The following is a 12056-nucleotide window of genomic DNA, read 5'->3' as shown; positions in this document are numbered from 1 at the left end:
TTATTCAAAATTGTATCTCAGTGAAACACGTTTTTGCGCCCTCACCACATCTACTCGTGCTTTTCCAAGTGAAATAACAGCTAAAATAGCCTTGCTATTCATCAATAATGATTTAACCGGCTGCCCATTAATAGACACAATTTGGTCCCCTGGCTGAAAGCCCGCCAATCTTAGAGGACTTTCATTTTCAACTTGGTATGCTCTCGACACCTCAGACAACCCGACCTTCTTTAACATATCCTGAGGGGCCACTTTAAAGGCTGCTGCATATTCCTCTAGTGACACTTTACTAAGATTATATTTTTGTTGAGAAGAGGCCACTTCATCAGATAATTGTAGTTCATTCTGGGTGGCAATAAACAATGCTGAAGCCTCAGCGTTATCATTCGCAAAGCGCAGCTCTTCTTTCGTCTTCAACCCTTCTAAAATGACATAATCACTATATACTTCAACTAACTTCATATCGTTCAGCACAGTATCGCCAATTCTAAAAAGAGCCTCCTCCTTTCTGTCAATTGTAATAGCAGCCATGGCTTGACTCGGTTGAGAAGAGGGAAAAGTACCATTCAATGTCAAGTTTAACCCTGTCGGGATAACTTGTTTTTTGACTGGCTTTATTCTCTTTTCCGTCCGCGATGGAGGCTCTCCAAAAAGTTTCCCAGAAAGAATAGGAAGAGAGGCTTGCAATTGGTGCTGTGGTTGAAATATCTCAGGAAGTACAACAGGAGGCACCACAAATATTTGAGCAATCACAGCAAATGAGTCTTTCATTTTTTGACTGAAAGTCATTCCACTGTAAATAAAGGCAGTACCTAAGAACAAGATAATAAGCAAACTCCATGTTTTAAAATTTCTAACTAGCATGATCAACCTTTAATAAAATAAGGACATACCAATTTGAATGTCATCTTGAACTGTCTCAAATTCAAATTCCTTCGACACAAACCCATCATACCGATAATAAGCAAAAAAATTAACATTAGCATGGGGGCGATAATTTACCCCTAGCGAGGCATTCATTTCCATGAATTCACTATTTTCATAATCCAATGACAACCAAGTTAATCGATATCCGCTATCAAGATACCAAGAAAAGTCACCTGCAATAGGAAAATATGCCCCAATTCCCAAATCGATTCCTGTTCTTTCATATTGCAAGAGTTCAGTTTTACTGATCCCCAAGGACACTCTTGCTCCATAGATACTTTTCTCCTGCGCCAGCTTCAAAGCCATAATCCCTACACCCATAATGTCACCATTTAGTGTCAATGAGTCTTGGCTCAAGTACAGCCCACCGAAACTGTGCTGACTCGCATCTTGTTCTAAACCAAGTGCAACAAGTATATGTTCGGCGTCTTTGTTGCCCTGTGAATACTCTAAAAACCAGGTTGGAGGGATACTTTCAACATCATTTTCTAGGGCTTCATTATCAGCCCAAGCAGATATTGTAAAAAGAGTTAACTGACTAAACAGCAATAGTGACTTAAAACTAAAACGCATCCATACTCCAGCAATTTATCCTCTACTATTTTATCTACCCATATACTTGCGTCTTCAAAACAGAGACAAACTATTTTTCTTGTGTAGATAATACAGCCAAGATAAAGAAAGTCGAACAAGTCCACTCTCTACAGATAGGAGCTACTGCATTGCTCTAATCACCTACTACTATGTAGGTTCTCCTTCAAGTCTTTCAGAAGACTTATTCGCCCCCTAGCAGGTAAACTTATTTAAGTGTATATGCTTAACAAGATTTTTCCACCTGCCAAGTTAGTTCCTAGGATTCAGATTTAAAGAGGTGAACGTCCATTTGAGGGTAAGGAATGCCAATGCCCTTTTCATCAAAAGCATATTTGATCTTCTCTAACAAATCAGCCCTAACATCCCAGTAATCCCCTGACGCCAGCCAAGGTCGCAAGTTAAAGTTCACTGAACTGTCAGCCAATTCTGCAACGGCAATAACACAGACAGGATCTTTCAGAATACGCTCATCTGCGTTCACAATATCTTCCATGATTTGCTTAGCCAAACGAATATCTGCGTCGTAGCTGATACCAATCACTAAGTCTAAACGCCGAGTAGACTCACGTGAAAAGTTAACAATGGATCCATTCATAATAGAAGAATTTGGTACAATAATCACACGATTATCCGGTGTTTTTAGGTATGTATGAAAAAGCTCAATGCGATGTACAGTACCCATCTGACCTCCAGCGTCAACAAAATCGCCTGAACGGAAAGGACGTAATAAAATAATCAACACACCAGACGCGAAATTTGACAAAGAACCCTGTAATGCCAGCCCTACAGCCAAGCCTGCCGCACCCAAAATAGCGATAAAAGAGGTGGTTTCGACACCAATTTTCCCCAGCGCCATGAGCACCACAACCGCAAACATTAGGGCATATAAAATACTCGATGCAAACCCCGCAACCGCTTCATCGACCGAAGATTTTAACAAACGATTTTCACACCAATTGGCTATTTTCGCAGCAATGAATTTACCAACAAAAAATATGACTAGCCCAATAGTCAGATTAATCGCGCTATCGATCAACCAAGGAGCCCACTCAGCACCCCGATCAAATAACTCCTGAATGTCGTTCATAGACTGTACCCTATCCTTAACAAAACAAATCAGACGAAATAATCCGTCTTATGCTGCCATTCATCTAACAACTTTTCTAACGCTTTCCTACCTTCTTTACTAAAAGACACACAAGCACGTCCATTCACAGACTTGGTTCCCAAGACAGCCACGTCATCAAGCCAACAACATTGCTCTCTAAGAGCTTCTAAATTGTCGTTATCTCGAATGCTCATGCCAATAAACGCATGCCATTCAAACTCAGGCAAATTACCCTGCAAAGCTTTCTCTAACATAGCAACACAGTCTGCCTGAGTGATTCGATAATAGGGCATTTTGGATTGATGACGAATGAAAAATATCATCAATCCCATTAGCAAAAGAAAAAGAATGAGAGCGGATAGGATAAGCTCAAGCATTATTTAGAAAAGTCAAAGGCCAGCAAGGAAACTTTGGCTTGCTGCAAGGCATCTGCATAATCCTTTTCATAGGTTTCCATTTCTTTTTGAAAATTACGCTTCGCCTGCTTTGGCAAGGAACGCCATTGATCATGAGTCGGAATGTGCTCTGTTTTAGCCGTGATATCGTAAATCACTGAGATAGCGTCATGAGATGATAAATCCATACTCAATCGGTCCAACAAATTCTTTACTCGAATACAGGCCTCTACCCAACTCACTTCATCTGTGCCAGCTACTTTTAGCAAAACCTGAATACTGTCAATGGCTTTTTGACGCTCTTCTTGATAACGCGCCTCACCTGCTTTGATTCTTTCCTCACGCTGCTTATTGGCTTTCAACTGTTGGCGAATGAACCAGATAGAAATCGCCATCACCACCAAAGAGACCAATAGGATCCCAAAAAATACCGTCAACGACATAAGCTTCTCACTTTTCTATTACCAAATTCTTACTTAGCTGAACGCTTCAACAAAAGACCATTTCACTCATTTAAACCGGCTACAATGTTGCCAATAAAGACTCATATAATTCCGGCGTAGCCACCAATAAAGCGTCACCACTGATGACCTCTGGCCAACGATCAAGCATGGGTAAAAAGTGCCCAACTCTGGCCCCCGCTTCTTCCGCAATTAACGCACCTGCCGCCATATCCCAAGGCTTTACACTCTCGTAATAGGCATCCAATCGACCAGCCGCAACCCAACACAAATCTAATGCCGCTGAACCATTGCGACGTACATCCTGACAAACCGCTAACACCCGAGACAAGCGCTCAAGCAATTCAGGTAAAACATCTTTTTGATAAGGAAAACCTGTCGCGACCAGAGCATTGCGCAGATGCTGGGAATGAGAAACCTTGATTGGTTGCTCGTTACAAAAGGCGCCATGGCCTTTTATTGCATAATAGGTTTCTTGCAGAAAGGGAGCATGCACCACACCTAATATACGTTGTGAGCCAATAAAAAGACCAATGGACACTGCCACATGCTTGTGACCATGAGCAAAATTCACCGTGCCATCAATCGGATCGATCACCCAAACCACTTGCTCCTCAGACAGAGAATCAAACGACACATCAGGAAAAGTTTCTTCCGACAATATGGTATGCTGCGGATAATGTGCCTGGATTTGCGCACACAAATACGCATCAACTGCCATGTCAGTAGAAGTGACCAGCTCATGATGTAATTTATATTCTCGCTCAAAACTTGCTGTTTGTCGGGCCTCTGAAATCATACTGCCAGCTTGTACTGATATTTTTTTAGCAAAAGCCAACCAATCGTGATATTCCGAGGACATGACTCTTCTCCTTAAAGACTGCCAAGTATTAGGCCAAACGCTCATTAAGCCAAGCTGAGATATCTGTCACTTGCTCAGGACAAACGGCATGCGGCATAGGGTAACTTTGATACCTTACTTCGTACTGCTCGGCAGACAGTAATTGTTCTGCCTGCACACCTAAACTTGGGGCCACTATAGGGTCTTGACTACCGTGATGAATAAGAAACGGCGTTTTACCGTTTGGACAAAACTCCGCTGAGGGAATATTTTCATGATTCACAAGATAGGTTGATAGCGCCATGACACCAGCAAGTTTATGCGGTGTATGCAAGGCAACCTGATAAGCAATGACACCACCTTGGGAAAAGCCCGCCAAAACAATTCGATCCGCGGCAATGCCTTTACCAATCTGATCTTCAATCAAGCCTTCAATTTGTTGAGCTGATTCTCGGATATTGTCCATATCGACTTTGCGCTCTAAAGTCATTTCCAAAATGTCATACCAAGCGCGCATTGTCATTCCACCATTAATGGTGACGGGGCGATGTGGCGCATGGGGAAACACAAAACGCACATGTAAATCTTGCTTTAAGGTTAATGCTGGCACTAAAGCTTCAAAATCATGGCCATCTGCTCCCAAACCATGCAACCAGATAACGGCTGCATCCGGATTCGCGCCAGTTTCTACCTCCACTCGGGGTAACAAATCAGACATTTTTTTCTCTCTTTCTGTTAATACTAATGTTCCAGTAAAAAAATAGGCTATTACCAAACGGCAATAGCCTATCATATTGTGGTTTTTCATGGTCATTATAGATAGATTAATGCTCCGTAGGGTACTTTACTTCCAATACAGATTGGGATTCATCTAGCCGCATTAACACATCGGCTCGTTCTGGCATGACAGATAACAAGTGACGTGTAAGGCGCTCATAATATTGCATAAACCCCTTCAACTCCTCAGCAGACATGACTTTTAAATCTAAGGTGTCCAAAACACCGCCATGGATATCATACAAATGCGCTTCCAATAAACGCTCTTGCTTATTACGCCATTCATACACCACATCGTAATTTGGAGCCTGCATCCACACTATCAAATCAATCATATTAAAAAGAGGCTGGTAATCATCCGCCAACAAGTCATTCACCTTATTTCGCCAAATGCCATCAACATCTTTCTCTTGCTCTAAGGCATTAATTGGCGAAGTTAAATCCTGTTTCATTACTGGGGAGCCAACACACCAACCTTCAAATAAAATGACGTCTATTGGCCCCTGCACTTCCTGCCATAAATGCACCGCTTTCCTATCATCAATGGATTTATCAAAACGGGGAAATTTCATGACCTCACCATCTTTAAGCTGCTTTGCCCGTTCAAATAAACTGATTGCTAAATCCACATCATGGGTACCTGGCACCCCTCGTACCTTAAATAAAGGGGAATGTTGTGCGGCGAATTTCAAACGATCTTGTCGACTGCTATACAAATCATCCAGACTGATGACCACAGCATTTAATTCAAACCCTTTAATCAAAATCCTGCTGACCACATTGGCAAAGGTGGTTTTTCCACACCCCTGAGGCCCAGATAGTCCAAGTATTAATGGCTCCTCTCTCTTACCCAATTTGCTGCTTAACCAATTCGCAAAAGGCAGATACAAAGAGTCAATTTGATCAGCCAAATCAGCTTCAGCGTATAAACTATGAAGCGTCTGCTCCACTTCAAATCTCAAGCGATGAGATAAGGGGTCGGGCAAATTCGAACGATCAATGTCTGAACGTCTATCTTGCTTCCACATAATCAATACCTCCAACAACAGAGTGAAACAAAACAAGAATCCGCTTTGTTTCCGAGTTATGATTATAGACAGAGAAAGATGAAATTATTCATTTTTTAACCGCAACAATCAATCAAAAGGCAATAGCAATTGCGCTGGTGCAGGATTAACCAAACGAAAGCCTACTCCAATTAACCGCACTGGCCGCTGCACTCTCGCATAAGCCTGTTCTAGTAAAGCAATAAAAACCTCATCTGATAATTTCTTTTGAATAGGCTGCTCTATGGTGGTTTGCTTAAAATCATCAAACTTAAGCTTGAGGTAATATTTATGCAAACGCGACTCATAACCTCGCCCTTGCATACGCTTGCGTAAACTGTTCAATAACTCTGGCAAAACAGATCGACAAGTATGAAGTCCTTTTAGATCCTCAGAAAAAGTATGCTCCACAGAAATGCTTTTTCGCTCTCTTGAAACCTGCACTGGTCGCTCATCAATACCTTTTGCAAACTGAGACAAACGAAACGCCATGCTACCAAAACGTTTTTGCAACAAAGCAAAGTCGACCTTTTGCAGATCGGCACAGGTAAAAACATCCAAAGCGGCTAATTTGTCTTGCGCCACTTTACCAATACCTGAAATGCATTTAACTGGAATGTTGGCAACAAATTCGTCTTGATCATCCGGCGAGACCAAAGTTAAACCATCTGGCTTATCCCAATCGCTGGCCACTTTCGCAATAAATTTATTCGTCGCCACTCCAGCAGATACCGTAATACCTACCTTGGTATAAATTTGTTTACGAATTTCTTTCGCAATCAATGTCGCACTGCCCTGCAATAACTCCGAATCCGTTACATCCAAATAGGCTTCATCCAAAGACAAAGGTTCGATTAATTGGGTATAACGACGAAAAATTTCGTGCATTTGCTGGGAGGCTAAGCGATAAGCTGCCATGCGCCCAGGTAAAATCAATAAATCAGGACACAAGCGTTTTGCGATTGCCACAGGCATGGCGGAACGAACACCAAAAGCTCGGGCGGGATAATTGGCTGTCGATAACACACTACGCCTTTCAGAAGAACCGCCTATCGCCAGGGGACGATCTCGCAAAGAAGGATCATCACGCATCTCTATTGCAGCATAAAAACAATCTGCATCTATGTGAATGATTTTGCGTGCCGAGTAAGACATGTATCAAGACCAAAATACTGTATATAAAAACAGTATATATCAACTTATTAGCCTTCTCAATTGTAAATTTTCCAACCATACAGATAAGAATTGATAAACTTTATAGTCGTTATTAACGAGTCAAGAGGTAAACAAAAAAGCACTCCAATATTGTATAGCGGCATTTTTGTTATATAAAACAAAGAAAATTACTTATTAAAGACGTTTAAAATAGACGCTAGCACATAAAATAGTTTACATTTTAGGCATTGGAACAATATCTCTGATGAAGTACTTCATTTATGTGTGAAACTCAGGGGTATGGCTTTGTCGTCCTACCGAGCACTTTAGAAAAGTAATACAGGGTCGACAATAAAGAGATGAGAATCGCACACAAAGGGCACCACCATGACACATTTCACTCAAATTCTGTTGATTACTGCAGGAGCAATCCTTATCACTGGCTGTCAAACCTATAATCAACAAGGTGTGGCCAACTCAGGTACCTGTACGTCTATAGCGCCTTGTAATGGTAACCAAATTGGTGGTGATGGCACGACAACCAATTACACACCAGCTGCTACTGCTGGCGCACTGAACGCCAACAACACCATCGCTGTTATCAAACAAGAACCCATCGTAGTAACAGCAACAGGTTATGCTGCCCTAACGACCAATAAGCGTCTGACCAAATCACAAGCTCGAATCATGACCTTGCGTAGTTCTATGTTGGACGCTTATCGAAATCTTTCTGAACGTGTTTACGGTTTGAAAATTGATGGCTCCAGCTCTTTGAGCAATATGGTCATCCAAAACGATGAGTTACGTACTTATGTTGACGCTTATTTGGTTGGAGCCAAAGTGGTTTCACAAAGAGAGCATGAAGACGGCACCTTTGAAACCGTGGTTGAAATGGCCTTACAAGAAAACTTCCGTCAATGCGTTTCATCAGATAACGTAGCAAACGACCCAAACTGTCAAGTTCAACCAGGTTATCGTGCCATCAATGTACAAAGCTCTACTCCTACGACGAATTTCTATAGTATTGAATAATGCGATTGCCATTCTTTAACATACTACTCAGTTATGTTTTATTGAGTCTCTCTAGCGCCAGCTTTGCGGTTACCATTGACGCCGTCGGTGAAGCTATTATTTATGATAATGACATCACCGACGCGCGTTATCGAGCCACTCAACAAGCTATTAAACAAGCGGTCTTAGAATCCAGCTCCAGAGTGAAAGTAAGCGATGAAATGACCAACGGGGACGTGACCTCAAGCGTGGCAATTCGTAGCTCTGGCTATGTGCAACGAGCGAAGATTATTTCCGAAGAGCAAAATGGTAACTTCCTAAAAGTCGTTGCTCGCATTGATGTGACAGAAGATTCCCAATGCAGCACCGGCCCAACTAGCTATTACCGTAAGACTCTTGGTGTTACAGGCTTTGAGCTGCAAGTTCCTCAGCAAGCACAGCTTGGGGCAATCAGTAATATTGCGCGTGAATTACCCAAGTACTTGGCCGATGAAATTAATAAACAAGGTTATTTAAAAGCCCTTACTGCAACCAACATCGCCATTTACCCTGATCTTATTAACGCACCGTCTTCAACCAACTACGATGGTTCACTCACTGACGTCACTCGTATTAGTGAACAATTAGGTGTCCAATATATTATCAGTGGCGTTATCCGTGACATTGGCGAACTCTACCAACGTCGCCCCAATGATAAAACCAATAAGGACCCTTTACCCAATGAAGATAAAGAAAGAAACTTTGTAGTCGATATCTACTTATACGATGGCTTCAGTGGCGCTTTATTATTCGAAAAAAGGTACAGCGAAATCGGCAGCTGGGACATAGCAGACAATAAAAGAGTCGGCTTTGGTAGCGCTAAGTTCTGGACCATCAACTATGGTAAGGTGGTACAACAAGCGTTAAAAGAAAGCGCACTGGATACCAGTGAAGAATTGAGATGCCAACCATTCATTGCCAATATTTTTCGTACGGAAGGTAATCGCATACATATTGCGGCGGGGTCCATTGCAGGCATCAAACCAGGTGACACTTTTAATGTATACCGTCGTTATGAAGTATTTGATCAGCTACAGTCTGCACAGACTCAGCTGAACAATGCCAATATCAGTGTTACAATTAAGCAAGTACAACCTAATTTTTCGGTAGGTGAATTGGTTGTCGATTCACGCATTCTGAATGTACAAAAACAAGATGTGGTCATCGCCTGGTAAAGAATGTAACTACTGTCGCCAACATCAGCGATTTTTTTAGGAATAAATTATGAACAACGAACTACTTCATCACTTAGAACAACGCATCAATGAAGCAGTAGATGAGATAAGCTCTTTACGCAAAAAAATATCAGAACTAGAAGTACAAAATTACGAATTAAATGAAGAAAAAACCGAGTTACAAAACTCACTGAATCAAACCAAAGAACAGCAATCTAATTGGGAAAGCTCTCTTTCACAAATGCTGAGTCGCTTAAATCAAATGGATAATAAACAATGAGATCATTATTACTGGCAGCACTGGTATTAGTGAGTGCTAATGTATCTGCAAATGAACAGCTTGCAAGTCTACTAACATTTGAATCGGCAGCTGCACGACCAGACGGCAGAGATGAGCAAAAAAATGTTACCTCAATTATCAATGCCAATATGGAGTTTGTGACGCCAGAAAATATATCTTTTCACGGTGGTCTTGCTTTTGTGTTAGGTGAAGATTTTGAGAGTTCCGTTAATTTAGGCTCTCGCTTCTACAGCTCAAGCCCTGCCTTTCAGATTTTTCCTAATGCCCCTGTATGGTCATTTATCGGTGGCGGCATTTCATTCTTAGATGAGACTGTCTATTACCCTGAAGCGGGATTCCGCATCGCGATATCAAATGTTTCGCGTTTTGACCTATTTATTAAAATATTCAATAGTGATAGTGCCACTTACGACAAACACATTATGGTCGGTGCCGGACTCACTTTCTAACATTTATGAAACTAGCACCTATTATCATTGCAGGTCTTTTAATAACAAGCACTTACACATGGTGGCAAGGTAATAATGACATTGAAATTATCTTACCCAACGAAGCACAGAAAAAAGAAATGCTTGGCACCAGTAATACGCCCAGCATACCATTAAGCCCATTACAGCACTGAGCCTCGTGTTTATGGAACATTTGATTGCCCAACTCGAAGCACGGATAGGCCAGCTGGCCAAACAGCTGGAAGAAGCGAATGAAGAGATTGCAAAGCTAAAGGACAGCAAACATACTGCTAATGAGCATAACGCCTCTTTGGATCTATTAACCCAAATGGAGAGTCACTCTACGGAAGATCAGCTACAGTTTTATATAGAAGACTCACTGGATCTGTTATCACCGACAACGACCCCCTCTCCAAAACGCAATGTAAATACAATTGTTGAGCAACAACTTAACTTTGATTTACTGTACGAAGGTGCCGATAACGACACCACCAATACGACAACTGAACAGACGAATTACATGACTACACAACAACCAGAGCCTAACAAGCTAGCGGAAGAAGAGACAAATACGGATATCGAGCAAATGACAAGTGATGCTCCTAACAAACAAAGCGCTCCTGAGAAACAAGAAGTGACGCTCACGCCTGAGCAAAAAAAACGTCAGCGCAATCAAAAAAATAACCGCCGTCTTATTAAGATGCTGGAAGATCGATATCCTAAAGCCTTTAACTGGAACCAACCAAAACCTCTGAAAGTGGGCATAGATAAAGACATGGTTCTAGACGATGACTTTAATGCCAGCAAACAAAAACGCGCTCTGGCGGCTTACACTCGCTCTGATCGTTACAAGAAATGCCTATTGTCAGGCCAACCTCGCATTGACCTTGATGGCGTAGCGGTAAACGACGAACCCGCTTTACCTGAATCCATGATGCCAGCAAAACCTAAGGCAACCACTAATCGCCCAACGAAAGACAAGACGCCTCGCACAAACAAAACCAAATCAAAACCTCAACACAGTAAAAAAACCAAAAAAGCCGAAACCAAAGAAGACAGTATCTACGATAACCTGTCTCCTGAAGAGCGTATGAAGGCTAAGCTGGAAAAATTATTAAATAAATCATAAAAAATGGTTTACATACTTTAGCGCGATATATATGATATGCCGCGCTGCTGTGGAGGGGTTCCCGAGTGGCCAAAGGGAGCAGATTGTAAATCTGCCACGAAAGTTTCGGTGGTTCGAATCCACCTCCCTCCACCATCTCTTTAATAGCGTCTTTACACCTTCAAGAAATCTCACTAACTATTTGTTTTAAATATTTTTAGCAGTTAATTAAATAATTAATCGCATCACCTCAATTTCATACCAACAGCACCACTCTGCTTTCATAACCCCATATATACACTCTAAGAAAGCACCCACAACTCTCTCACGAAAGCGCTTACCCTATCACAAACAACACAGAGGCTAACTGAACTGTAGAAAAACCAATACCAACAAGAAATACAGAATAAAAAGAGAAAATTGCACAACACTATACATTAACAAGAAATTCAAGAAGAACACACAGAAAAGAAGGAAGAATGGTGGGTCGTACTGGATTCGAACCAGTGACCAATTGATTAAAAGTCAACTGCTCTACCAACTGAGCTAACGACCCATTCTTTGAGATTTGCAAACTGATGGTCGGAGTAGAGGGATTCGAACCCCCGACATCCTGCTCCCAAAGCAGGCGCGCTACCAGACTGCGCTATACTCCGATGGCTCCTCGAA

General features: G+C 41.8%; 14 protein-coding genes and 3 tRNA genes. 6 read left to right on the top strand and 11 right to left on the bottom strand.

The annotated features are described in order from the left end of the window. From ACXAH2_RS14925 to dinB, 9 genes are all read right to left on the bottom strand, one after another. A complete protein-coding gene (locus tag ACXAH2_RS14925; protein WP_475079598.1) occupies positions 1-864 on the bottom strand; it encodes a type II secretion system protein N in 864 nt (287 codons plus the stop codon). A gap of 9 nt (positions 865-873) precedes the next feature. Further along, positions 874-1500, bottom strand: coding sequence for a hypothetical protein (locus ACXAH2_RS14920; RefSeq protein WP_475079597.1), 627 nt, complete (start codon positions 1498-1500; stop codon positions 874-876). 277 nt (positions 1501-1777) lie between these two features. Next, positions 1778-2608 (bottom strand): mechanosensitive ion channel family protein, encoded by an 831-nt coding sequence (locus ACXAH2_RS14915; protein WP_475079596.1) that lies wholly within the window; start codon positions 2606-2608, stop codon positions 1778-1780. Between the two features lie 29 nt (positions 2609-2637). Continuing rightward, on the bottom strand, positions 2638-2952 hold the full coding sequence (locus tag ACXAH2_RS14910; RefSeq protein ID WP_475079594.1) for a hypothetical protein: 315 nt from the start codon (positions 2950-2952) through the stop codon (positions 2638-2640). 53 nt (positions 2953-3005) lie between these two features. Then, on the bottom strand, positions 3006-3467 hold the full coding sequence (locus ACXAH2_RS14905; RefSeq protein WP_475079593.1) for a DUF2489 domain-containing protein: 462 nt from the start codon (positions 3465-3467) through the stop codon (positions 3006-3008). Between the two features lie 79 nt (positions 3468-3546). Then, on the bottom strand, positions 3547-4347 hold the full coding sequence (locus ACXAH2_RS14900; RefSeq protein ID WP_475079591.1) for an inositol monophosphatase family protein: 801 nt from the start codon (positions 4345-4347) through the stop codon (positions 3547-3549). A 28-nt stretch (positions 4348-4375) separates the two neighbouring features. Beyond that, positions 4376-5044, bottom strand: coding sequence for an alpha/beta hydrolase (locus ACXAH2_RS14895; protein ID WP_475079589.1), 669 nt, complete (start codon positions 5042-5044; stop codon positions 4376-4378). A gap of 106 nt (positions 5045-5150) precedes the next feature. Next, the gene (locus ACXAH2_RS14890; RefSeq protein ID WP_475079588.1) at positions 5151-6131 is read right to left on the bottom strand and encodes a hypothetical protein; all 981 of its coding nucleotides are present in this window, start codon (positions 6129-6131) and stop codon (positions 5151-5153) included. A gap of 108 nt (positions 6132-6239) precedes the next feature. Beyond that, positions 6240-7304, bottom strand: a complete 1065-nt coding sequence (dinB, locus tag ACXAH2_RS14885) for a DNA polymerase IV (RefSeq protein ID WP_475079586.1) — start codon at positions 7302-7304, stop codon at positions 6240-6242. A 387-nt stretch (positions 7305-7691) separates the two neighbouring features. Between dinB and ACXAH2_RS14880 the strand changes: the two genes are divergently transcribed. The 6 genes from ACXAH2_RS14880 (at position 7692) to ACXAH2_RS14855 (ending at position 11543) form a co-directional block, all read left to right on the top strand. Beyond that, positions 7692-8336 carry an LPP20 family lipoprotein gene (locus tag ACXAH2_RS14880; protein WP_475079585.1) on the top strand — a complete coding sequence of 215 codons (645 nt, stop codon included), beginning with the start codon at positions 7692-7694 and terminating at the stop codon, positions 8334-8336. Beyond that, a complete protein-coding gene (locus ACXAH2_RS14875) occupies positions 8336-9529 on the top strand; it encodes a flagellar assembly protein T N-terminal domain-containing protein (RefSeq protein WP_475079584.1) in 1194 nt (397 codons plus the stop codon). Before ACXAH2_RS14880 ends, ACXAH2_RS14875 begins: the two co-directional genes overlap by 1 nt. Positions 9530-9578: 49 nt before the next feature. Continuing rightward, on the top strand, positions 9579-9809 hold the full coding sequence (locus ACXAH2_RS14870; protein WP_353669670.1) for a cell division protein ZapB: 231 nt from the start codon (positions 9579-9581) through the stop codon (positions 9807-9809). Beyond that, the gene (locus ACXAH2_RS14865; RefSeq protein WP_475079582.1) at positions 9806-10279 is read left to right on the top strand and encodes a hypothetical protein; all 474 of its coding nucleotides are present in this window, start codon (positions 9806-9808) and stop codon (positions 10277-10279) included. Before ACXAH2_RS14870 ends, ACXAH2_RS14865 begins: the two co-directional genes overlap by 4 nt. 184 nt (positions 10280-10463) lie before the next feature. Continuing rightward, positions 10464-11408, top strand: coding sequence for a ProQ/FINO family protein (locus ACXAH2_RS14860; protein WP_475079580.1), 945 nt, complete (start codon positions 10464-10466; stop codon positions 11406-11408). 51 nt (positions 11409-11459) lie between these two features. Next, positions 11460-11543: transfer RNA gene (locus tag ACXAH2_RS14855), tRNA-Tyr, on the top strand. 324 nt (positions 11544-11867) lie between these two features. On the opposite strand, the gene ACXAH2_RS14850 is transcribed toward ACXAH2_RS14855, so the two are convergent. Continuing rightward, positions 11868-11943 (bottom strand) — tRNA-Lys (locus ACXAH2_RS14850). A 23-nt stretch (positions 11944-11966) separates the two neighbouring features. Next, a tRNA-Pro gene (locus ACXAH2_RS14845) sits at positions 11967-12043 on the bottom strand. Positions 12044-12056: the final 13 nt, after the last annotated feature.

The organism is Marinomonas sp. ABL3_031, assembly GCF_056161265.1.
The sequence above is the reverse complement of the archived record's forward strand: the minus strand, read 5'-3'. Positions and strand labels throughout refer to the sequence as shown.

Excerpts from the sequence above, each read along its gene's own strand:
- ACXAH2_RS14910 (WP_475079594.1), bottom strand. The coding sequence starts at position 2,952 with ATGATATTTTTCATTCGTCATCAATCCAAAATGCCCTATTATCGAATC.
- ACXAH2_RS14920 (WP_475079597.1), bottom strand. The coding sequence starts at position 1,500 with ATGCGTTTTAGTTTTAAGTCACTATTGCTGTTTAGTCAGTTAACTCTT.
- ACXAH2_RS14905 (WP_475079593.1), bottom strand. The coding sequence starts at position 3,467 with ATGTCGTTGACGGTATTTTTTGGGATCCTATTGGTCTCTTTGGTGGTG.
- ACXAH2_RS14860 (WP_475079580.1), top strand. The coding sequence starts at position 10,464 with ATGGAACATTTGATTGCCCAACTCGAAGCACGGATAGGCCAGCTGGCC.
- ACXAH2_RS14895 (WP_475079589.1), bottom strand. The coding sequence starts at position 5,044 with ATGTCTGATTTGTTACCCCGAGTGGAGGTAGAAACTGGCGCGAATCCG.
- dinB (WP_475079586.1), bottom strand. The coding sequence starts at position 7,304 with ATGTCTTACTCGGCACGCAAAATCATTCACATAGATGCAGATTGTTTT.
- ACXAH2_RS14900 (WP_475079591.1), bottom strand. The coding sequence starts at position 4,347 with ATGTCCTCGGAATATCACGATTGGTTGGCTTTTGCTAAAAAAATATCA.
- ACXAH2_RS14890 (WP_475079588.1), bottom strand. The coding sequence starts at position 6,131 with ATGTGGAAGCAAGATAGACGTTCAGACATTGATCGTTCGAATTTGCCC.
- ACXAH2_RS14925 (WP_475079598.1), bottom strand. The coding sequence starts at position 864 with ATGCTAGTTAGAAATTTTAAAACATGGAGTTTGCTTATTATCTTGTTC.
- ACXAH2_RS14865 (WP_475079582.1), top strand. The coding sequence starts at position 9,806 with ATGAGATCATTATTACTGGCAGCACTGGTATTAGTGAGTGCTAATGTA.
- ACXAH2_RS14870 (WP_353669670.1), top strand. The coding sequence starts at position 9,579 with ATGAACAACGAACTACTTCATCACTTAGAACAACGCATCAATGAAGCA.
- ACXAH2_RS14915 (WP_475079596.1), bottom strand. The coding sequence starts at position 2,608 with ATGAACGACATTCAGGAGTTATTTGATCGGGGTGCTGAGTGGGCTCCT.
- ACXAH2_RS14875 (WP_475079584.1), top strand. The coding sequence starts at position 8,336 with ATGCGATTGCCATTCTTTAACATACTACTCAGTTATGTTTTATTGAGT.
- ACXAH2_RS14880 (WP_475079585.1), top strand. The coding sequence starts at position 7,692 with ATGACACATTTCACTCAAATTCTGTTGATTACTGCAGGAGCAATCCTT.